Consider the following 22715-nt stretch of genomic DNA (forward strand, 5'->3'; position numbering starts at 1 on the left):
GTTCAAGAAAGTAGATCTCATTATCTTAGATGAAATGGGTTATATTCCATTCAGTAAAGATGGAGCGGAGCTTCTGTTTCAGTTGATCACAGACTGGTATGAGCAGAAAAGTCTTATCATCACTTCTAATTTAGAATTTAGCCAATGGAATCGCATTTTTGTTGATGCAAGACTGACTGCTGCATTGGTGGATCGTGTGATTCACCATGCGCATATTCTAAGTTTCACCGGCAACAGTTATCGTGTCACACACGCACTATCGAATTACCCATCATAAAATATGGGCTGGCAATGTTCTCGAATTTCTTTTGCATTTTTATCAAGTTTTCTCTTGCAAAATACAATAATCACTTTAATCAAGTTTTTCATTAAAAAGAGCTCTATTGCTGCATCTCAGAACTTTTTATATGATATTAATAAAAACGGAGGTGAGCATCATTTGAATAAGTTACCATTAACAAAGCCATCTAACCTTATACTACTTGAAGAGATCTTACTAAGGTTACCTAGGAAGCATTTAAACTATGGAATTATTGAAAGTGAATTTTTAAAGGTTAGAGCTGGATACCTTGGTGAGAAATCCATTCCCTATTACCTTAATATCCTCGACCTTTCTAACGCTAATATCTTTCATGGTCTAAGACTACCTGCTCCGAATAATTACTTTCAAATCGATGTTTTAATTGAATTTGATAAATTTCTTCTGCTGATTGAAGTAAAGAACATTAAGGGATTAATCAAGCTTGGTCAGCACCCTGACCAGATGACTCAAACTATAAACTCACACACTAAACCTTTTGACGATCCCCTCTCTCAAGCAAAAATTCAATCCTATCATTTAACTAATTTTTTATTAAAACACAAAGTCCCGCAGAAACCGATTCATACTATTGCCGTTTTTAGTCACAAAGAAGTAATTCTTGACCTTGATATCGAAAACCCTAATTATATTCGCTCCATTCAATTACCTAACTTCATCACTAACTTAAAAAATGATTACGTTTCAAGTCACCTTTTACCTTCGAATGAGATATCTAAGATACTTCTCTCCTCCCATTCGCCAAAACAATACAATCTATCAAACTATAATTTAACTAAAGAAGACCTTCAAACAGGCGTCATCTGCACTAAATGCGATACTCTTCCTATGAAAAGAATAAATAGAAAGTGGTCATGCCCCAAATGCAACTATCAAAGTCGGTCTGCTCATGAAAATTCACTTAAATCCTACAAGATTTTAATAAATAATAAAATTTCAAATAAAGAAGCTCAAAAATTTCTTCATATCAACTCTACTACTTCATACAAAATTCTTAATCGATATACACAATCTAAAATTGGGGCTAATAGAGGAAGATACTACCTCCTCCCTTAACTCTCATCCAACATCAACTTCAAATATCGTTCAGCATCATCGGCTAGCCTTCCCGCCTCGAGTTGATTGTAATATTCGATTACTTGGTGAACCAACTTAATCCCTTCTTCCTTTTCACCTAATCGAATCAAGTACATTCCTTTCATTTGCTTAACTATTAGCCGAATATCTAAATCACGCTCACTACAAGTTTCTTTTAAAGAAGTTAGAAAGTATTCAAATGTTTCGTGATCCACTTGATAGTCTTTTATATTAACTGGTCCTAGCAATCGAAACAGTGTGTTTGTAAGGATGGATTGGTATTGTTTTTTATAAAAATCATTTCTGTAACTCGCTCTTTTGGAAACGTTTTTAGAAAGAACAACTACCATTTCTTCTGGCATATTTAATATGGTTGAAGCGTAAAGACGAAGTTCATAATTACCCCAAGCTTCCGTCTCGAATAAGTAGTTAAAAAGGTGGGTCGGTTCTTCATCTTGATCAATGTTTTCATTAGTTAAAATGCGTAGACGGATAGTTACTACATCCATATGACAGCGATAATAAATTAGGTTTGTTTCTTTCCAAAATTTCTCTTGTTTCCTATATAATCTTTTCAGCCATTCTACATCATCATAAAAATAAGCTTGCTCTACATCATCAAAAAATTTATTAAACCAACCTTCTTCTCCTTGTTTAGAAATATAAACAAATTCTTCCATAGTCATCATCAAATTCCCTAGTAATTTTTCCAATGTTGAAAAGGAGATATCCGATTCTCCTCGTTCAAATTTTGATAGAAATGATACCGATAGTTCATCTCCTGCTACTTCTTTTAACGTTTTGCCTTTATGTAATCTTACTTCACGGAGCTTTTTGCCGTTCTTCATGTTTAAACTCCTCCTTTCAAAAATTCCACTATATGAAAATTTTATCACATAAGACTCTTAGACGATTTAACATAGAAAAAAAGGGGGGCAAAATAATGATGAATCATTTTATCGTTCAAAACGTAAAGACTTTAAATTTTGATACCGAGCGCTTTGAAAAGAAAGATATTGAAATCAAAGATGGTGTAATTAAAAAGGTAGAAGAAAAAATAAATCAATCACTACCAACTATCGATTGTTCGAATCAGTATGTGATTCCTGGATTAATAGATATGCATGTACATATTAAGTCAGGATTTGCGCATGATTTTTTAGCAGCTGGAGTAACCACCGTTAGAAACACAGGTGGGAACGTGTTGGAATTGAAGTCACTAATAGAAGCAGAGCCAACTGCACCTATTCCAAGAGTTTTTTCTGCTGATCGAATCATCGATGGTCCTCCCGGTTTATGGGGTGATACTAGCCCGTGGAATTACGTAACATCTGATGAAACAGAGGCAATCTTAGAAGTTCGAAGACAAGCTGAAACTGGGGCCAACTTAATCAAAGTTTATGGATTATTAGAGAAGGATTTAATGAGAGCTGTGGTAGAAGAAACTTCAAAATACAATTTACCTGTCAGTTGTGACTTAGTTCAATCAAAGGAAATAAATTGTGTAGAAGCTGCTCGTTTAGGCGTGAAGTGGAATGAACATGCTGCTGGTGTTATACAAGCGCTTGGTTACAACTCGCTTACCTCATGGGATGGTCTATTTGTGGAAGAAAAATTATATCCTATCGCCCAAGAATTGATAGATCACAAAGTCATCCTCTGTCCTACAATGACCTTATTTGATCAAATGAATAAATATCCTAGTGTGTGGAATCCGCTTAAGGAGAACATAAATGAATCCTTGATCAATCAATGGAAGATGATTAGTCAACATAAAGAAAGTCTCAACCTGAGTGCAAAACTTACATCGATTAATCAAGCATTTTCTAGAATCTATAAACAATTAGGAGGAACAGTAGTTGCTGGTACTGATTCACCTGCTGGTATTTACACATGGCCAGGCTATGCTTTACATCGTGAACTAGAGTTGTTTGTTCAAAATGGATGGTCAAAAATAGAAGCTATTAAAAGTGCCACGGTTGATGCTGCAACCTCTATGGGAATACATGACTCAGGATTAATTGAACCCAGTTATAAAGCAGATTTGATTTTTCTCAAAGGGAATCCATTAAAATGTATCCAACAAACACAGTCTATAAATCAAGTGATGAAAGGAGGTAGACTATACTCTCAGGAAGAAATATTAAAAAATAAACCTTCTGAATCAGAAACAGTTCAATCTATGAAAGAATTTCTAGACGTATTTCACTCCCAAGTTAATGAATCATGGTACGAAGAGTTAATTAAAATTTTATAAAAAAACACCACGCCCCATCCCAGGTGTGGTGTCTACTAAATTCTATTAAACTCTCCCAGGCAATGGTGCATTCTCAGAAACTAATTTCTGATCACGCAACTCTTTCCAAAATGCTACTGGTATATCTGAGTTTAATGCATCTAAATTTTCTTTGATTCGTTCAGGTCGAGTTGTACCAGGTATGACTGCTGCAACTGCTGGGTGTGCTGCTGAGAATTGTAAGGCAGCAGCGATCACATCTACTTGGTGCTTCTCAGCGATTTGATTCAAGTGTTCCACATGAGAAGTCACGTCTGATGGTGCTTCCTGGTATTTATAATGATCTCCTCCTGCAATGACACCAGAGCCGAATGGAGCTCCGACCACAATTCCAACTCCTTGTTCTTCCGCTTTTGGCATCAAGCGTTGAAGTGCATGCTCATGGTCAAGAAGGGTATAGCGAGTAGCTTGTAAGCTAATGCCTGGGTTTGCGTTTTCTAGGTCTAATGTGATTTCAATTGGTTCTGTTGTATTAACTCCAAGACCCCAATCTTTAATCAAACCGTCTTCTTTCATTTGCTTCAATACTTGAAAAGCACCAGTTCTTGCTTCTTCATATTTCGCAAGCCACTCATCTCCTTGAAAGTCTGGAGAAATATCGTGTACAAACACATAATCTAATCGGTCCGTTTGCAGACGCTCAAGACTCTGTTCAATCGAACGGCGTGTTCCTTCTGCTGTATAATCATCTGTTACTTTATTTTTGCGGCCGAATTCAAATAGCCCTTCTTTTTCTTCTGTTTCGTCTTCTATTACACGACCAACTTTCGTACTTAACACATAATCATCGCGGTTATATTTTGATAATACTTCACCTAAACGGCTTTCTGCTAGACCTGCTCCATAAAACGGTGCAGTGTCAAAATAGCGAATACCATGATCCCACGCAGCTTGTACCGTGGCCTTTGCTTCATCTTCTGGAATATCTCTAAACATATTGCCTAACGGAGCTGTTCCGAAGCCAAGTTTTCCATCTTGTTTTAAGTTAATCATTTCTTTTCATCCTCCTCAGGAATGCATATTAAAAGTTATGCTTCCTATAGACATTTATATCTACCCAACTAATGGGCCTTCTTATGTAATTGCCGTTATTTTTTAGAAGTAAACATCTGTATACGCTTTCAGAAGGGATTTTCAATAGAATTACTTTATGCAAAAAATAAAACGCAGGCAAATGCCCACGTTTATTTTCGTTCAAAATCATATCCGCGTTCTTCTAATAATTCCAATACGTTATCTTCTCCAAAAAAGTGAGCCGTTCCAGCAGCAATTAAAATTTTACTTGCATCATGATTTTCAATTGTGTCTTCAATAGAATCTGCCATGCCTTGATCGCGTTCAAACAACAACCGATTCACATAATCTTCCTCGATTTCAGGGTTTTCTGCATCTTCCTCAACTTCTCGAGATACACCTATAAAATCCTCTTCCCCTGCTCGCCATGCTTTTAACATATCACTTAAGTCTTCTATTTGTTCATCCACGGAACGCGAAAGATTTTGTTCTAACGTATATAATTGAGAATCCATATCTCGTGTGTATAGTTGATCTATTAAATCATCATAGCTTTCTAATTCACCAATTTCTGTATCGTCAGAAACATTATCATATAAATATTCTTCTACACCATGGTCATAACTGTATTCAGATTCAGTTAAGATATGTTGAGCAAAAAGTTCCTCAACCATCCAAGGCTGGAACGAGTTCACCATATCAAAAGTGAGCATATTACTCTGAGCAACTTCTCGTACTTGATCTATTTGCTCTTCATTTAAGTAATCATCTAACCTCTCTCCCCCTTCTAAATACATATATTCACGTTGTTTTTCTGCCATTTCCATCAGCGCACTCTGATCAGACATATCAATTTCTGTCATTAAATATTCCGCATCAGAAATGGCGTCTTCAATTTCATCTCGAAGCGGGTACATATCCTCTTCCCCAGCATGGATCGTACCTAGTATGTACACTTCCTTATCATTGTGCTCCCCTTCCCAGAAAAAGCCTTCACTTTCTTCCGGCACTTCAAGATCTTCAATACTTTCGGGTTCACTTTGACACGCACTTAAAATCATTACCATCATAATAGAACTCCATAACAACTTCTTCATTAACGCTTACCTCCCTTATTTTCGTTCGAAATCATAGCCACGTTCAGCTAATAGGTCAATCACGTTTTCTCTACCAAAAAAATGGGCAGTTCCAGCTGCAATTAAAATTGTATCTGCATCATGGTTTTCGATCGCATCTTCAATGGAATCGGCTATATTTTCGTCACGCAAAATTAACCAACGATTAAAATAATCCTCTTCAAATTCCGCATTCTCTGCATCTTCATCCACTTCCCTTGAGAAATCACGAGCTTCCTCTTCACCCGCACGCCAACCATCTATGGCGTGATTAAGTTCGTTAATCGTTTCTTCAAAAGGGACCGAGAGAGCTTGTTTAAGGTCGTAAAACTGTCCCTCGATATCGGGATTATAGAGAATCTCCTTTCTTTCAATAGGATCTTCTAAACTTCCAATTTCCGTTTCTTCTGGTATATTTTCATATAAATACTCTTCCACCCCTTGATTAAATGAGTAATCAGTTTCATTAGCAATAAATTGCTCGAATAACCCATAAATCATATGTGGTTGAAAAGTGTTTGCAGTTTCAAATTTTAAATTATTATTGGCTTCAACTATTTCACGAACTCGCTCTAACTCCTCCTCGTTCAAATGATCTTCTAATTTCTCATTGTCTTCTAAGTACATATTTTCACGCTCAAATTGACTTAATTCTTCTCGAACATCAGAGTCAGTAATATGAATTTCTTTCAAAAGGTAATCTGTGTTTGCAATAACCTCTTCAATCTCATCTCGCAACGGATACATCTCTCGTTTACCCGCATGAATTGTACCTAATATGTACACTTCCTTGTCATTATGCTCCCCTTCCCAAAAGAAGCCTTCACTCTTTTCAGGAACTTCTATATCTTCAATGCTTTCTTGCTCATTTTGACAAGCACCTAGAAGTATCACTATCATAATCAAACCCCACAAAAATTTCTTCATTAAAGTTTATCTCCCTTATTTTCGTTCGAAATCATAGCCACGTTCAGCTAATAGGTCGATCACATTATCCTTACCGAAAAAATGAGCATAACCTGCAGCAAATAAAATTGTCTCCGCTTCATGGTTCTCAATAGCATCTTCAATGGAGTCCGCTATGTTTTCGTCGCGGATAAATAGCATCCGATTTACGTAGTCTTCTGCAGCTTTTGCATTCTCTGAATCCATATCAATTTCTCGTGATAGATCTATAAATCTTTCTTCCCCTGCACGCCAAGCTTTTACAGATTGGTTCGTTTCTTCTAAAATTTCCTCAATTGGCGTCGAAAGAAGTTTTTTCAAGTGATAAACCATCCCTTCGATATCTGGGCTTCTAAGAATGTCGATTTGCTCAATAGGATCTTCTAAGCTACCAATTTCCGTTCCTTCTGGTATATTTTCATATAAATACTCTTCCACACCTCGATTGAATGAGTAATCGGATTCTTTATAAAGAAAAAGATTGTATTCATCTCTCACTGCCCACGGTTGCATTGAATTCGCCATATCAAACGTCAAATTATTATTTTCAACCATATGACGTAATCTTTCTAATTCTTCCTCATTCAATTGATCTGATAACCTTTCATCTCCCTCCAAGTAAAAGTTTTCTTTCCTTAGTTCATTTATCTCTTCCTGTAAGTCCGGATCATCTATATATGTTTCTGTCATCAGGTAATCCGTACTTGCGATCACCTCTTCCACTACATCTCTCAACGGATACATCTCTTCCGCCCCCATATGAATCGTACCTAATATGTACACTTCCTTATCATTATGTTCCCCTTCCCAAAAGAAGCCTTCACTTTTTTCAGGAACTTCTACTTCTTCAAGGCTTTCCGGCTCACTTTGACAAGCACCTAAAACGATCAATGATAACAATGGAATTAAAAATATTTTTTTCATCTGCACACCTCTTGGATTCGTTATGTAAAACTAAACTAAAAGTAAGACCAAACTCGCAATAATCGTTAACAAACTTGATGCAAAATAAGGGCTGACTGGAGAAACGAATTCTTCTTGGGAACTATTTCTAGGTTTATATCCTCCAAAAATCCCTGCGAGCGTACTTACTTCTCCAGCAGTAGATACTTTTCCGCCATATGTAAAGAAACAAGATATTATTCCAACCATAAATATAGCATTTACAGGACTAAAACTAGTAAAATGGAGAACAGCCATACAAATCCCGCCGAGTATTACTAGTGAAATCCCCAATTTTAATAAAAAGATCCTCATAAAACTCCCCCATAAAAATAATTATATTCAGTGTAATAGAAATGTAACACCTTTTCAATATTTTCTAATAATTTCTAGGGAGGGCTTATTTTGAATAAAGCAATCGTATTTCATAGTGGAGGGAAAGATTCTATGTTGGCGCTACATAGAATTACTCATCGCGAAGATTTTGAAGTGGTCCGTTTAGTTACCACCATAAACAAAGATGAAAAACGATCAAGTGTCCATGCGATCCGGGAGCAATTAATTGATCTACAAGCAGAAGCATTACAATTACCACTTGAAAAGATCTATTTACCAGCTGCACCTTCTAATGAAATCTATCAATCTGCTTTAGCTGAGGTATTCCAAAATGCTGAAGAAGAAGGTGTTACTCATTTAGTATATGGGGACATCCATTTAGAAGATATTCGGGCTTTTCGTGAACAACAGCTCTCCGACTACAACTTGAAGCCGATTTTTCCTTTATGGGAAGAACCTACGAATAAACTAATGCAGGAATTTTTAGATTTAGGGTACGAGACACTCATCACTTCTATTGACCCGAGTAAAGTTCCTGAGAAATTTCTCGGTAAAAGATTATCTAAAAGTACAGTAGAAGAACTACCAAAGGACGTAGATCCCTGCGGTGAAAATGGGGAATTCCACACATTTGTCGTCGACGGGCCATTATTTAACCAATCTTTATCAATAGAAGTGATTCACGACATCACAAGTGATGGCTTTTACAAGCATGTCGATTTGAACCTCTAAATAAAAATAGCTGGAAACCTATTATTCAGGCTCCAGCTATTACTTCCTTACCTATTTTCCATCCAATCAGGTTTACCAAACCCTTCGAACTCTTCATCTATGATCTCTTCAAATTCTTCACTTTCAATAACTTCAACTATATCCTCTACATATTCCTCTTCTAAATCTTCCGTGTTCACGACTACCCGATTACGGTAATCATCAGGCATTTCCTCTAAAGCAATCGCATCTAGTAAATCAAGATCGGCATCTAGTGCATAATTTCCTGGAACTGCGGAGAGATCTTCACTCTCTACTAGTCTTGGAAGTTGAGCCGCTTCTACTTCTGTAATTTCTAAATTTAAAGGATTTTCTTCGATATCAGTTGTATCTGCACGTAAAGCGTCAATTTCGTCACTGATCGTAATTAGTCCTTCATCTTGCAGCATGATCAATGTTCGAGCTAAGTTAGTAGGATCATTCGCAATTGCGAGAGTGCTTCCTTCTTCAATATCATCAACCGAATCATACGTTTCTGAATAAAGTCCCATCGGAGCTGTAGGAACAATAATTACTTCTGATAAATCTAAATTATTTTCTTCTGCGAAAGAGTCCAAGTAGATTTTATGTTGGAATAAATTCGCATCAATCTCTCCATTTGCTAACACATTATTCGGTTGTACATAATCAGTAAATTCTTGGTTATTCACTTCATACCCTTTCTCTTCCAGTAAAGGTGCGATGGCGTTATTTACCATGTCTGAATACGGCCCCACTGTTGCACCAAATTCAATTGTGCTGTCTGATTCCGTACCACCTCCATCATCACTGGAAGAATCATCTCCACATGCTGAAATAATAAGTGTAGTAATAAGTACGATGAATAATAATGTAAATTTTTTCATATTAAACTCCCCTTTAATTTTTTAGCGTTTATCTACTGCTTTTGAAATATAATCTCCTAAATATTGAATGAACTGAACAAGTACAACTAAAACGATAACGGTAGTGAACATGACGGTATCATCGTACCTGTAATAACCATAACGAACAGCTAAGTCCCCTATACCACCGCCACCTATTGTCCCAGCCATTGCCGAGTACCCGATTAAACTAATTGCCGTAATTGTCAATCCACTGATTAAACCTGGTTTCGTTTCTGGTAAAATAATGTCTTTAATAATCAACCACGGAGAAGCACCTGTTGCGATCGCAGCTTCAATTACTCCTTTATCAATATCCCTCGCAGCCGCTTCTACAATCCTTGCATAAAAAGGAATCGCAGCAACAGATAAAGAAACAGATGCTGCATAAGGGCCTATTGTAGAGCCAAGTAAGATTTGAGTTACTGGAAACAAGAACACCATCAATATAATAAATGGTACCGAGCGAACTAAATTCACAATTACTCCAAATACTGTTTTTAACGTTTTATTCTGTAGAAAATTATTTTGGCTGGTGACATATAAAAGAATTCCTATAGGTAGTCCTAATATTAATGCAATGGTCAGTGAGATTCCTACCATAATCAGCGTTTCAAGAAAGGCGTGATTCAGCTCAGGTAATATTTCAACGATGCGTTCCATGTTGAATCACCTCCACATGCTTTAAACGTTTATATAAGTAGTCAATTGCTTGGTCGACCTCTTTCTGCGTCCCTTTTAACTCCATGATGAATACGCCAAGTGGAACATCTTTAATATAGTCGACTTTTCCATGTAGGATATTACCAGTCACTTGATTGTTCTGAAGCATATCAGATACCACGGAATCACTCGCTAAGCCATCTATGAATTTAAGTTGAACAACAGTTCCTGTGCATTCTTTCCTAAGTTTGTCTGGTAGATTAATATCTAAAACTGTTGCAATAAACTTTTGAGTCAATTCATTTTTAGGTTGGGAAAAGATCTTATAAGTGGATGCTTGCTCCACAATCCTTCCATCTTCCATCACGGCACATCGATCACAAATTTTCTTAACTACTTCCATTTCGTGCGTGATTAGTACGATCGTGATTCCAAGTTCTCGATTGATTTTTTGAAGTAAGTTCAAAATGGATTGAGTCGTATTCGGATCAAGTGCAGATGTAGCTTCGTCACATAATAGTACGCTTGGGTTATTTGCGAGTGCCCTTGCAATACTTACCCGCTGCTTTTGTCCCCCACTTAATTGAGCTGGGAACTGATCAACCTTATCTTCAAGGCCGACAAGTCTTAGCAATTCCGTAACTCTTTCCTTCCACTCTTGCTTTGGCACCCCTGCAGCTTTTAACGCAAAACTTACATTCTCATATACGGTCTTAGAAGATACCAAATAAAAGCCTTGAAAAATCATCCCAATCGACTGCCTTGCTTCTCTTAATTCCTTTTGAGGCAGTTCTAGCAAGTCGGTGTCATTTATGTAAATTGAACCGGATGACGGCCGCTCTAGTAAATTTAAACATCTTAGCAATGTACTTTTACCTGCACCGCTATAACCAACAATTCCGAAGATCTCGCCTGCATCGACTTCAAACGAAACATCTTCCACACCAATGACATCGCCTGTTTTCAAATGAAATACCTTATTCAACTGCTCTACTTTAATCATATTCCCACCCCTTTCTTTTTCTGTATTGTATAGACTGTTCCTGAAAATCGAGAGAAGCGATTGAATCAAAAAAGCTCCCTTTCGAAGTGAAAGAGAGCTTAAATAGAACGATATCTACTTTACTCTTATCTTCCAGAACGAAACATTCTGCAGGAAGTAGCACCACTCCACATAGGAAGGTTGCTGTGGCATCAAAGGGCCTGTCCCTCAGCCACTCACGATAAGAATCGATTGTGTATTTAATTGGATGAAGCTTTAAGTTGATAGGTTTTATCATAATAGTGCGTCAAAGAAAAGTCAATAAGATTATCAAAAAAGATTTAATTTTTCGATTCGTTTGATAGCTTCTTCTAGTCTTTCCGGGGTTTCTAATAATCCAATTCGTACATAACCTTCTCCATATTGGCCAAACCCATTACCAGGCGCTACAACTACATGCGCTTCTTTTAAAAGTAGGTCCGCAAATTCCTCTGATGTATAACTAGGAGGAATGGACAGCCAACAGAAAAATGTTCCTTTTGGCGCATCCACTTTCCAACCAATCTTGTTAGCTGCGTGAACAAAAGTATTTCGTCGTTCTTCATACAAGTTAAGTAAATCAGTTACTGGGCTTTGATCACCAAGAAGCGCTTCCTTTGCAGCTTCTTGAATAGCTCCAAATAAACTGACATACAAATGATCTTGAAGTAAATTAATATGTTCGATAATGGAGGGATTTCCAACTGCGAAGCCAACCCTCCATCCAGCCATATTATACGTTTTTGATAAGGTATAGGTTTCCACCCCTACTTCCTTAGCTCCCTCTGCTTGTAAAAAACTAGTCGGTTGACTGCTATCGAACCCAACTGCTCCATAAGCAAAATCATGTACAACAGCAAGATTATGTTCTTTGGCAACAGAAACCGTCTCATCGAAAAAGCTTTCACTCGCAACGGCAGAAGTGGGATTGTTTGGGTAATTTAAGTACATTAGTTTTGCTTGGCTTAGTGATGCTTTTCCTATTACCTCGTAATCTGGTAAGAAATTATTCTTTTCTAAAAGCGGCATGAAGGAAGGACGAGCACCGGCTAAAGCTATTCCGGATAAATAATCAGGATATCCAGGGTCCGGCAGCAGTGCTAGATCTCCTGGATTTAAAAGACATTGACTGATCTCAACTAATCCTGTCTTCGATCCGAAAAGGACTGCCACTTCGTGAGTAGGATCTAAATCCACATCGTAATTACGTTTATAAAAAGTTGCTACAGCTTCCTTTAGTTCTTGTTGTCCTCTAAAAGGAGAGTATTTGTGGTTTAAAGGATTTTCTGCGGACTTTTGTAAAGAATCTATGATGTGATTTGGCGTTGGTTGATCGGGGTTACCTTGGCCAAGATTAATTACATCATGTCCTTCATTTTTTAATTGCATCGTTTTTCTTACTAATTCTGCAAAGAACTGTTCCGGTAGTCTCTCTAACATTTGTGAGGGGCGGAATTCCATGCTCAAACCTCCCTAATTTTGCGGTTTAGTTTTCTCAAAGCTTATCTACTTTTTCACAACTTGTAAAGTGAATTTTTAAATTGACATCCTAATTGTTGGGTGACATAATCTATAATCAAACAAATCCACAGGTAAAAAGGAGTTTCCCTTTATGATTACATATCCAGTCAAAGGCGCACCAAATGCTTATCAGCTCGGTTATGGGGTGATACAACAATTAAAAGAATTAACTTCCCAACAACAATTACTTCATGGTTTTCTGATTCATGGGGATAAATCATGGGAAGCCGCAAAACCATTTATTCCTGAGGTCTCATGCACAAAAGAAAGCTATCAAAACCGGTGTACTAAATCAGAAGTAGAGCGCTTGAGCCAAGTGGCAAAAAACGCTTCAGCAGATTATATTATTGGGGTTGGTGGAGGAACGATCTGCGATTTAGCAAAAGCTGTAGGTAACCAAACGGGGCTTCCAGTCTTCTTGATCCCAACGCTCGCTTCCAATTGTGCGCCTTGGACACCTCTAAGCGTTTTTTATACAGAAAATGGCGACTTTGATGGATATGAAATATTCTCCACTGCTGTCCACCAAGTCTTAATTGATCCTGCACTCATCCTTACCTCACCAAAAGACTACCTATCCGCTGGCATTGGGGATACGATTGCGAAATGGTATGAAGCTGACGTACTTTCCAACCATTTAAACGAGCAACCCCTATCATTAGACATAGCCCTACATGCTGCGAAAATTTGTAGAGATGAATTGATTAAAAACGGAGAAAAAGCCCTCGTTGATCACGAAAAAGGAAATGTAACAAATGCTTATGTCCGTGTAATTGAAACGATCATATTAGCTGGAGGGATGGTAGGAGGATTTGGGGAAAAGTATGGTAGAATCGCTGCTGCTCACGCGGTCCACAATGGACTTACCCATTTGAAAGAAACAAGTAATGACTTACACGGAAATAAAGTTGCTTATGGAATTTTAGTTCAACTAGCTTTAGAAAATAACTTAGATGAAATTCGTAACATGAGGCAATTTTATTCAAACATTGGGCTTCCTACAAAATTAAAAGACTTGAATATTACTGAGTTTGATGAGGAGATGTTATATACTGTTGCAAAGGCAACGGTCAAACCTGGTGAATCCATTCACCTCATGGGAATAAGTGACGCTTCCGATGTTGTAAACGCAATAAAAACGGTTGAAAGTATAAATCAAGAAAAGTAGTTCGTTATCCAGAAAAGCTGCGTCATATCCAGAATTCTCCTCGTTTATCCACGAGAAATTTTTTATATCCAGAATTATGAAGTGGATATCCAGAAATGTCGCGTATATATCCATAAAAAGTAAAATTTATCCACAAATCTCTTTTCGCATGCAATAGTTACTTGTACTTGCTACCTTTTAAAATGAAAAAACTCCAGCCGCGGCTGGAGTTTTCCTGTCTATTAAAGCATTTCTGAAATTGTTTTTCCTTGTAGGAAGTTGTAAAGGTAGCCAGGTCCACCTGCTTTGGAGTCTGTTCCTGACATGTTGAAACCGCCAAATGGGTGATATCCAACGATTGCTGCTGTACAACCACGGTTAAAGTATAAGTTACCTACGTGGAAGTCTTCACGAGCGATTTCTAAGTGGTTGCGGTTATTTGAAATAACTGCACCTGTTAGACCGTAATCTGTGTTGTTCGCAATATCAATTGCTTCGTCGAAGTTCTTCGCTTTTGTGAATGCAACAACTGGTCCGAAGATTTCTTCTTGCATGATTCGTGCTTCTGGATCCACATCTGCGAAGATTGTTGGATCAATGAAGTAACCTTTCGAATCGTCACTGTTTCCACCTTGGACTAGCTTACCTTCTTTTTTACCAATTTCGATATAATCTGTGATCTTATCAAACGCACCTTGGTCTGCAACTGGTCCCATGAAGTAATTCTTATCTGAAGTATTACCTACATCAAGATCCTTCGTTAACTCAATAGCACGCTCTAATACTTGATCGTACACATCTTCATGAATCACTGCGCGTGAACAAGCAGAACATTTCTGTCCTTGGAAGCCAAATGATGATTGTACAATAGATTGAGCAGCAAGTTCGAGATCAGCTTCGTTATCGACAACGATTGTATCTTTTCCGCCCATCTCAATTACAGTACGCTTCAGCCATTTTTGACCTTCTTGTACTTTACCAGCTTTTTCGAAGATTCCTGTACCAACATCACGAGAACCTGTGAAGCTAATGAAACGCGTTTTCGGATGCTCTACAATGTAATCTCCTACTTCTTTACCGCTACCAGGAATGTAGTTGATTACACCTGGAGGCATACCTGCTTCTTCAAGTACTTCCATCAGCTTATAAGCAATAACTGGTGTCGCACTAGCTGGTTTTAATAGTACTGTATTTCCTGCAACCATTGGAGATACTGCAGTACCACACATAATTGCGAATAGGAAGTTCCAAGGAGATACAACTAGTCCAGCTCCTAATGGAATATATTCGAATCGGTTGTTTTCCACAACACGACTATTTATTTCGTGACCTTCATTAATTTCTAGCATTTGACGCGCATAATATTCTAAGAAGTCAATTCCTTCTGCAATATCTGCATCTGCTTCTTTCCATGGCTTACCGCCTTCTTTAATGATCCAAGCGTTAAACTCATGCTTACGTCTACGAACGATTGCCGCAGCACGGAATAGGATGTCTGCACGTATTTCTGGGCGAGACTTTCTCCACCACTCAAATGTTTCGTTCGCTACGTTCAATGCTTTCTCAGCTAATTCTTGATCAGCTTTTGATACGCTACCTACAACTTCGTCTTTCTTTGCAGGATTGTATGAAACGATGCGCTCATCTGTATAAATGTGTTCACCGCCAATAATTAATGGATAATCTTGACCTAACTCCTTTTCCACTTGCTTAAGGGCGTCTTCTAAAGCTTTTGCATTCTCTTTTATAGAGAAATCTGTAAATGGTTCGTGTTTGTACGGTTGTACCATGAATAAAAGCCTCCTCTAAATACATGATTCACGCTAGTAATAGCGCTTCCACATAATATTTTAAACCAATAGTAGACCGTTATCAAATAAAAAATCAGAAAAGCTCGTTTGAGGGTAAGAAGCTTAGAGGAATTTTGCTGTAGAGGAAGGTTGTTTGCTGGCAAAACACGCTTTATGCCGGCAAACGAATTCTTTCGCCTGCAATCGGAAATGTATGCCGGCATTCAATTTTTCTCACCTGAATAAGAGGTCCAACCGCCCGAAAATCAATTCCTCCCGCCCGATTCGACTAAAACGCGAGTCATCCCCGAAAAAAACGCCCACTAGGCAAATAGTGGACGTCTAATCTTATTGATAAATATGATAAGTTGGCTCTTCTTCTCCAGCTTTACGAAAGAGAACACTCTCTTGTTGAGATGGGGATTCTAACGTAATTTCCACATCAAAATGGGCTGGGAATTGATCCATTATAATTGTCGAGAGGTGCTGTGTGAAACCTATCACCTCTTGCTTACTATGGAATTCAATTGGGATATTAATCGACAACTCATTCAAGGTGTCATCAACATAAAATCCTTTACCAATTACACCTGTATAATTAGGGAAATATTCCTCTACTTCTCGTGTGAACTCTGCCATCATTTCCGAATGCTCATGATGATCTTCATCTGCTTCGTTAGATGGGAAAAGAACATACTTCTCATCTACCGATTCCCACTCGCCTGTTTGCATATCATTCGGTTCTACAACGGTTTTAGCTAGAAAATTGCCTGGAACCATAGCTCCTCGATCATTTTCTTTATAAAGAGTAAGTAAAATCGGAACATCTTGTAGTCCTTCCAAATTCCTCAATCTTTGAAGGACCGTATCAGCAGTCTCCTGGCCAAACTCCATTAAACGATCATCCCCGATGGTGGTAGTATAAGAGGGACCATCGGCAACGGAATAGCCATACTCTGAACGAAGCGCAATCGCAATTGCCACCCCGTTTAACTCTACTCGGTTATCTTCCCCATTCTCTTCACGCACTAAAAAGTTATGCTCTAATATATGAGAAAGGATTCGAGGGTTGTTTTCTTCTGCCTGCAGTTGCTCTTCGGTTGTAACTTCATCATCATCCACATCTACGCCAAGTGGTGGGTTTAATCCGCGCTGGACATCTGAGCGGGATAATTCTTCATTATCTTCAAGCATGTCATCGATTTCTTCTTCTGAAGCACCACGGTCTAACCATGTGTATAATAATTCACGGGAAACATATTGACCTTCTTGAAATAAATGATCTTCTGGGTCGAACACTTCCGTTGCATGACGGGTTAATCCTTGCTCTAATTCATTAATATCATAACGATTATAAATCTGATTTGATACTAGCCCTCGAGCAGCACCTGGTTGAAAAGGTAAGATGGTTCGATAATAATCATCTTCTAAACTATTTGCAGGAACAATCATACGTTGATCTTCCTGTGTTTCATCGGACTCTTGGATTACCTCTTCCTCTGTGTTGTATGTAGGGGCACAACCAGCAGCTAATAGTATCAAACCCAAGAGGAGATAACTTAACTTCCTCATCATTTCCCACTCCCTAAGCCTTTAAAGCTTCAATCATTTGTTGCTCATTCCAAACTTCTATATTTAGCGACTCGGCTTTTTCTAATTTAGACCCAGCATCTGCACCTGCAATTAGTAAATCAGTATTCTTACTAACACTGCCAGTAACTTTTCCGCCTAATGCCTCGATTTGTTTCTTGGCATCATTACGGGACATTTCATCTAATCTACCGGTTAATACAATGGTCTTATCGTAAAATTGCGAGTCCGTATCTGCCTCAAATACTTCCCCTAGATACGCCATATTCAGTCCTAACTCTTTTAATTCAGCAATTAATTCTTCTACTTGTGGTTTAGCGAAATAAGAAGCAATCGAAGAAGCCATTTTCTCGCCGATCTCATCAATAGATTTTATTTCTTCTTCGGATGCATTTTTTAAATCATCCATATGCTTAAACGCTTGTGCTAAAGTATCTGCCGCTTTATTGCCGACAAAACGTATTCCGAGTCCGAAGAGCAGTCTTTCTAAAGAGTTCTCCTTAGATGTATCTATTGCTTGTAATAAATTCGAAGCCGACTTCTCGCCCATACGTTCCATCGTTAACAGACGGTCCTTATCCAGCTTATATAAATCAGCAATTGTATGAATCAACTCATGATCAAACAATTGTTCAATGACTTTTTCACCTAACCCATCAATGTTCATCGCATTTCTAGAAACGAAATGAATTAATCCCTCTTTCAGTTGCGCCGGGCAATTCGGATTAATACAACGCCAAGCAACTTCTCCGTCTATTTTTGCAAGTTCACTATTACATTCAGGGCAGTTTTCAGGCATTCTGAAAACTTGCTCGTCCCCAGTTCGTTCTTCCGTAATAACCCGAACAACTTCCGGAATAATATCTCCTGCTTTTTTAATTACAACTGTATCATTAATGCGGATATCTTTTTCGACAATTAAATCTTCATTATGCAAGGATGCTCGTTGAACCGTTGTACCCGCAACCTGTACTGGTTCTAAAATGGCCGTTGGTGTAACTGCACCAGTTCTACCAATACTAAGCTCGATTTCCTTCACTTTCGTAATTGCTTCTTCTGCTGGAAATTTATAAGCAATGGCCCATCTTGGACTTTTTGCTGTGAATCCAAGCTCTTCTTGAAGTTCAATGGAATCCACTTTTATCACAATTCCATCTATTTCATAATCAAGATTCGCACGTTTTAGCGTCCAATCTTCTGTATATGCAATAACTTCTTCCATTGTATCAAAAGTTCGAGCTTCTTTGTTTGTTTTAAAGCCTAATTTTTCTAAATAGGACAATCGTTCACTGTGAGAAGAAGTCGTCGCAGCTTCCCACTCCCCTACACTATACAAGAATATATCAAGGTTACGCTTTGCTGCGATTTTCGGATCTAACTGTCGAACCGAGCCAGCAGCAGCATTACGAGGATTCGCAAACTTCTCTTCTCCATTCTTTTCACGCGCTTCATTTAGAGCTAAAAAAGATTTCTGAGGCATGAAAACTTCTCCGCGCACCTCAATCGCATTATTTTCAGCTATTCGAAGCGGGATATTTCTGACTGTCTTTAAGTTTTGAGTTATATCTTCACCTGTTTTACCGTCCCCTCGCGTTGCACCTTGGACAAATTCTCCATTTTCATATCTCAAAGAAACAGCTAATCCATCAATCTTCAACTCACATACATAACGAAAATCATCACCTACGCGCTCTCGAATCCGTCGATCGAAATCGCGTAAATCCTGTGAATCAAAAGCATTTCCAAGACTCAGCATTGGTACACGATGATTTACTTTCACGAATTTATCAAGCGGTTTTCCACCAACTCGTTGGGAAGGAGAGTCTGCAGTTAAAAGCTCTGGAAACTCCTCTTCCAGCTGAATTAACTCGTTCATCTTTTGATCATAAAAGGAGTCACTAACAGAAGGTTGATCCAGTACATGGTATTCCTCATTATATTGGTTGATTTCTTCACGTAAAGCTTCGAGTTGTTGTTTCGCTTGTTCCTGGTTCATCGACTGCCCACCTCGTTATTCTACTTTTTCAATTGGAGCGAATTGACCTAGTAATCGTTTGATCCCTCTTGGTGCCGGAAAAGCGATATCTAACTCTACTTCTTCGCCACTTCCTTCTACTTTCACAACTGTTCCTTCGCCCCACTTCTTATGTTTCACCTTGTCTCCTACTTGATAATCAGATGAAGGAGCTGTCGTTTTCATCTTTTGAGCTTTTCGTTTAAGCTTATGGCTTTCTTCTTTCTGACTCGATCCAACTAAGTCATTAAAGGCATCTTCTAAAGAATCATTTCCAAATGAGCCCGCTAACACGCCTTCTTGTTCCAATAAGTCAGTAGGAATTTCCTCAATAAATCTACTCTTCTCATGGAATTGCGTCCGCCCGAAAATTGTCCGCATCGTTGCATAGGATAAAAACAATTGCTTCTCTGCGCGTGTAATTCCTACATATGCTAATCGTCGCTCTTCTTCCATTTCTTCTTGATCAAAAATCGAACGGCTATGCGGGAAGATATTTTCCTCCATACCTATTAAGAATACCAATGGAAACTCCAACCCTTTTGCCGCGTGTAAGGTCATTAGTGTAACCTTTTTATCTGATTCATCTGTATTATCTAAATCTGAAATTAAGGCTAAGTCTGTTAAAAAAGTAACTAAAGACGGCTTTTCTTCTTCCGTCGCTTCTTCAAACTGTTTCGTTACTGTTTTAAACTCTTCTAAGTTTTCTAAGCGACCTTGAGATTCAATCGATCGCTCATTTTTAAGCATGAGTTCATAGCCTGTTCTCTCTAACACCTGATCGACTATTTCTGTAATCGTTAAAAACTCTTCTTGCTTTCTCCAATTTTCAATCATGCTTCGAAACGACTGAAGTTCTTGACCTGCTTTTTTACTCACACCAACTAAAGCAACATCACCCGTTGCTTCATACAGCGATAAATCATGCATTTCCGCATGCATCTGTAGCTTGTCGATCGACGTTTTTCCGATACCACGCTTCGGTACGTTTACAACACGCATAAAACTGATGTCGTCGTTTGGATTCGCAATCAATCTCAAATAAGCCAGTAAATCCTTAATTTCTTTACGGTCGTAGAATTTTGTTCCGCCAATAATTTGATAAGGAATATTTGATTTTACAAATACATCCTCCATGGCACGAGACTGGGCATTGGTTCGATATAAAATCGCCATCTCATCATAATCAAACTGACCTTCATGTTGCAGGGATTGAATTTGATCAATCACGTAACGTGCTTCCTGCCTTTCATCACTTGCTTGATATAACTTTAACTTCATGCCATCTGTATTTTCCGTCCACAGATTTTTGGGTTTACGAGAACTGTTATTTTCAATAATATCGTTCGCTGCTTGAAGGATCGTCTTCGTCGAACGATAATTTTGTTCTAAGTAAATGACGCGTGCTTTCGGATAGTCTTCTTCAAAAGATAAAATATTATAAATGTCTGCTCCACGCCATTTGTAGATCGACTGGTCAGAATCTCCTACCACACAAATATTTTGGAATCTTTCAGCTAACTTTTTCACTAACTCATACTGCGCTTTATTTGTATCTTGGTACTCATCCACATGAATATACTGGAAGCGATTTTGGTAATATCGCAAAACTTCCGGCACACGTTCGAATAAGAAGAATGTTTCCATAATTAAACTATCGAAATCTAACGCATCATTTTTACGTAAGATGGTTTGATACGTTTCATATAAAGAGGCAAGTTGCTCATCATGATAGTTATTTGCTTGCTGCTTCATCACTGCGGGAGTTATCAGTTGATTTTTGGCATTACTAATTGCTCCTAGGACAGCACGAGGGTCCATTTGTTTCGGGTCTATGTTTTGAATCCTAAGGGCTTCTTTCACGACTGTTTTCATGTCTGTTGCATCATAGATCGCAAAGTTACGATTTATTCCAATCCGGTCCCCATCCCGGCGAAGTATTCGCACACAAAGGGAGTGGAACGTTGACATGATGATATCCCTTGCTTCATCGCCAACTAACTTCTCCACACGATGCTTCATTTCTTTCGCCGCTTTATTCGTAAAAGTTATCGCTAGCACATTGTATGGCATAACTCCTTTTTCAGCCAGCAAATAGGCAATACGATGGGTAAGCACACGCGTTTTCCCACTCCCCGCACCTGCCATTACCAATAACGGACCTTCTGTATGTTTTACCGCTTCTTTTTGTTCTTTATTCATCGATTCTAATATTTCGTTCATTGTTAAACTCATCTATAATCCACCCTCATTTTGATCCACTTTTTTCACTGCGTGTACGGTTCGAAGTGCAGCCTTTATATCGTCATATATAATATTTCCAACCACGACCATATCTGCTACTTCCGCCATTTCTGTAGCCTCTTGTTTCGTAGTGATTCCACCACCATATACAATTAAAGTTTCGTTGACCGCATGTTTCACTTTTTCCACTAAAGCTCTGTCTCCATATGTACCGCTGTATTCCAGATATACAAATGGCAAATGAAATAAATGCTCTGCCACTTGCGCATAAGCAATGACATCCTCTTCCGTAGGTAAGTTCGCGTTTGTATGTTGATATGCTTTCGATTCAGGGTTCAACATAATATAACCTTCCACCATCAGCTCTTCCCAATCAATTAATTCACCATATGTTTTAATCGCCTGATGATGTAAGTCAATCATCCATTTTTTATCTTGGCTATTTAGAACGGTCGGAATAAAATAAAAGTCAAACCCCGGTGTAACAGACTCCACATTTGACACTTCTAGGACACAAGGAACAGAGTAGCGTCTCACACTTGCTAGCAAATGAATCGTTTGATCAAGCGTAACATCATCTGTCCCCCCAATAATAATAGCGTCCGTTCCAGATTCACATAACTTCTCTAAATCTTCCTCGCTAATTTCTTTGTTCGGATCTAATTTAAATATGTGTCGCCAATTACGGTATTCTTCAATCACTGCGATTCCTCCAACGAACTAATCTATATTCCTATATTATATCAAAAATCAATGCCTGTTTTCACCGTTTTATCTAAATGGATTTCCTACAATCTAGTTACATGTTGAGAACCATGCGAAGATATGCTACGATAAATAAACAAAATGAATCAAACTAACTATGAAGGATCAATAGTAGCTAATTTCTCTAGCAAAAGCGATTCAGGGGTGGTGAAAGCCTGAAGCTATACTTTAGCGAAACGGAAATCCGGAGTTATTTCCATATGAAAGTGGATCTTTTTTTAAAAAGATCAATCAGGGTGGAACCGCGGGAAGCATACTCTCGTCCCTGGGCTATTTACATAA

Annotated in this window: 20 protein-coding genes, 1 riboswitch and 1 other annotated feature; of the genes, 5 read left to right on the forward strand and 15 right to left on the reverse strand. The window is 38.3% G+C overall.

Going from position 1 to position 22715, the window contains the following annotated elements:
- Both G532_RS0105665 and G532_RS0105670 read left to right on the forward strand, forming a co-directional pair.
- A partial coding sequence (locus tag G532_RS0105665) for an ATP-binding protein (RefSeq protein WP_027963925.1) occupies window positions 1-277 on the forward strand: 277 nt, incomplete at its 5' end.
- A 162-nt stretch (window positions 278-439) separates the two neighbouring features.
- Entirely contained in the window at window positions 440-1375 is a 936-nt protein-coding gene (locus G532_RS0105670; protein WP_027963926.1) for a nuclease-related domain-containing protein, read from the forward strand.
- Here the strand turns inward: G532_RS0105670 and G532_RS0105675 are convergent.
- A complete protein-coding gene (locus G532_RS0105675; protein ID WP_027963927.1) occupies window positions 1372-2244 on the reverse strand; it encodes a helix-turn-helix domain-containing protein in 873 nt (290 codons plus the stop codon). The two genes, G532_RS0105670 and G532_RS0105675, sit on opposite strands and share 4 nt — an antisense overlap.
- 95 nt (window positions 2245-2339) lie before the next feature.
- Here G532_RS0105675 and G532_RS14845 point away from each other — a divergent pair, with 95 nt between their 5' ends.
- A complete protein-coding gene (locus G532_RS14845) occupies window positions 2340-3653 on the forward strand; it encodes an amidohydrolase family protein (protein WP_051189076.1) in 1314 nt (437 codons plus the stop codon).
- Window positions 3654-3698: 45 nt separating this feature from the next.
- On the opposite strand, the gene G532_RS0105685 is transcribed toward G532_RS14845, so the two are convergent.
- The 5 genes from G532_RS0105685 to G532_RS0105705 form a co-directional block, all read right to left on the reverse strand.
- On the reverse strand, window positions 3699-4685 hold the full coding sequence (locus G532_RS0105685; protein ID WP_027963928.1) for an aldo/keto reductase: 987 nt from the start codon (window positions 4683-4685) through the stop codon (window positions 3699-3701).
- Window positions 4686-4876: 191 nt separating this feature from the next.
- A complete protein-coding gene (locus G532_RS0105690; protein WP_027963929.1) occupies window positions 4877-5803 on the reverse strand; it encodes a TraB/GumN family protein in 927 nt (308 codons plus the stop codon).
- A gap of 15 nt (window positions 5804-5818) precedes the next feature.
- Window positions 5819-6721: a TraB/GumN family protein gene (locus G532_RS0105695; protein WP_169513896.1), complete on the reverse strand. Its 903-nt coding sequence runs from the start codon at window positions 6719-6721 to the stop codon at window positions 5819-5821.
- Window positions 6722-6763: 42 nt separating this feature from the next.
- Window positions 6764-7690, reverse strand: coding sequence for a TraB/GumN family protein (locus tag G532_RS0105700; RefSeq protein ID WP_027963931.1), 927 nt, complete (start codon window positions 7688-7690; stop codon window positions 6764-6766).
- A gap of 30 nt (window positions 7691-7720) precedes the next feature.
- Complete coding sequence (locus G532_RS0105705) at window positions 7721-8023, reverse strand: hypothetical protein (RefSeq protein ID WP_027963932.1); 303 nt, start codon at window positions 8021-8023, stop codon at window positions 7721-7723.
- A gap of 90 nt (window positions 8024-8113) precedes the next feature.
- Here G532_RS0105705 and G532_RS14850 point away from each other — a divergent pair, with 90 nt between their 5' ends.
- Window positions 8114-8776 (forward strand): Dph6-related ATP pyrophosphatase, encoded by a 663-nt coding sequence (locus tag G532_RS14850; RefSeq protein ID WP_051189077.1) that lies wholly within the window; start codon window positions 8114-8116, stop codon window positions 8774-8776.
- A 47-nt stretch (window positions 8777-8823) separates the two neighbouring features.
- Here G532_RS14850 and G532_RS0105715 read toward each other — a convergent pair whose 3' ends face one another.
- The 4 genes from G532_RS0105715 to G532_RS0105735 all read right to left on the reverse strand — a co-directional run bounded on the left by G532_RS0105715 (window position 8824) and on the right by G532_RS0105735 (window position 12823).
- Window positions 8824-9660: a MetQ/NlpA family ABC transporter substrate-binding protein gene (locus G532_RS0105715; protein ID WP_027963933.1), complete on the reverse strand. Its 837-nt coding sequence runs from the start codon at window positions 9658-9660 to the stop codon at window positions 8824-8826.
- A 21-nt stretch (window positions 9661-9681) separates the two neighbouring features.
- Complete coding sequence (locus G532_RS0105720) at window positions 9682-10341, reverse strand: methionine ABC transporter permease (RefSeq protein ID WP_027963934.1); 660 nt, start codon at window positions 10339-10341, stop codon at window positions 9682-9684.
- A complete protein-coding gene (locus G532_RS0105725) occupies window positions 10325-11344 on the reverse strand; it encodes a methionine ABC transporter ATP-binding protein (protein WP_027963935.1) in 1020 nt (339 codons plus the stop codon). The genes G532_RS0105720 and G532_RS0105725 overlap by 17 nt, the downstream gene beginning before the upstream one ends.
- 122 nt (window positions 11345-11466) lie before the next feature.
- A riboswitch (SAM riboswitch) is annotated at window positions 11467-11571 on the reverse strand.
- Window positions 11572-11653: 82 nt separating this feature from the next.
- Window positions 11654-12823 (reverse strand): pyridoxal phosphate-dependent aminotransferase, encoded by a 1170-nt coding sequence (locus G532_RS0105735; RefSeq protein WP_027963937.1) that lies wholly within the window; start codon window positions 12821-12823, stop codon window positions 11654-11656.
- Window positions 12824-12974: 151 nt separating this feature from the next.
- Between G532_RS0105735 and G532_RS0105740 the strand changes: the two genes are divergently transcribed.
- Window positions 12975-14051, forward strand: coding sequence for an iron-containing alcohol dehydrogenase family protein (locus G532_RS0105740; RefSeq protein ID WP_027963938.1), 1077 nt, complete (start codon window positions 12975-12977; stop codon window positions 14049-14051).
- Window positions 14052-14272: 221 nt separating this feature from the next.
- Here G532_RS0105740 and pruA read toward each other — a convergent pair whose 3' ends face one another.
- The 5 genes from pruA to pcrB form a co-directional block, all read right to left on the reverse strand.
- Complete coding sequence (gene pruA / locus G532_RS0105745) at window positions 14273-15820, reverse strand: L-glutamate gamma-semialdehyde dehydrogenase (RefSeq protein ID WP_027963939.1); 1548 nt, start codon at window positions 15818-15820, stop codon at window positions 14273-14275.
- A 348-nt stretch (window positions 15821-16168) separates the two neighbouring features.
- Window positions 16169-17392 carry a CamS family sex pheromone protein gene (locus G532_RS0105750; RefSeq protein ID WP_027963940.1) on the reverse strand — a complete coding sequence of 408 codons (1224 nt, stop codon included), beginning with the start codon at window positions 17390-17392 and terminating at the stop codon, window positions 16169-16171.
- Between the two features lie 13 nt (window positions 17393-17405).
- Complete coding sequence (ligA, locus tag G532_RS0105755) at window positions 17406-19406, reverse strand: NAD-dependent DNA ligase LigA (RefSeq protein ID WP_027963941.1); 2001 nt, start codon at window positions 19404-19406, stop codon at window positions 17406-17408.
- Between the two features lie 15 nt (window positions 19407-19421).
- Entirely contained in the window at window positions 19422-21659 is a 2238-nt protein-coding gene (pcrA, locus tag G532_RS0105760) for a DNA helicase PcrA (protein WP_211220355.1), read from the reverse strand.
- Complete coding sequence (pcrB, locus tag G532_RS0105765) at window positions 21660-22367, reverse strand: heptaprenylglyceryl phosphate synthase (RefSeq protein WP_027963943.1); 708 nt, start codon at window positions 22365-22367, stop codon at window positions 21660-21662. It abuts the gene before it with no gap.
- 154 nt (window positions 22368-22521) lie between these two features.
- Window positions 22522-22703, forward strand: a binding site (T-box leader).
- Window positions 22704-22715: the final 12 nt, after the last annotated feature.

The sequence above is a fragment of the Halalkalibacillus halophilus DSM 18494 genome, from assembly GCF_000423105.1.
GTDB lineage: Bacteria > Bacillota > Bacilli > Bacillales > Alkalibacillaceae > Halalkalibacillus > Halalkalibacillus halophilus.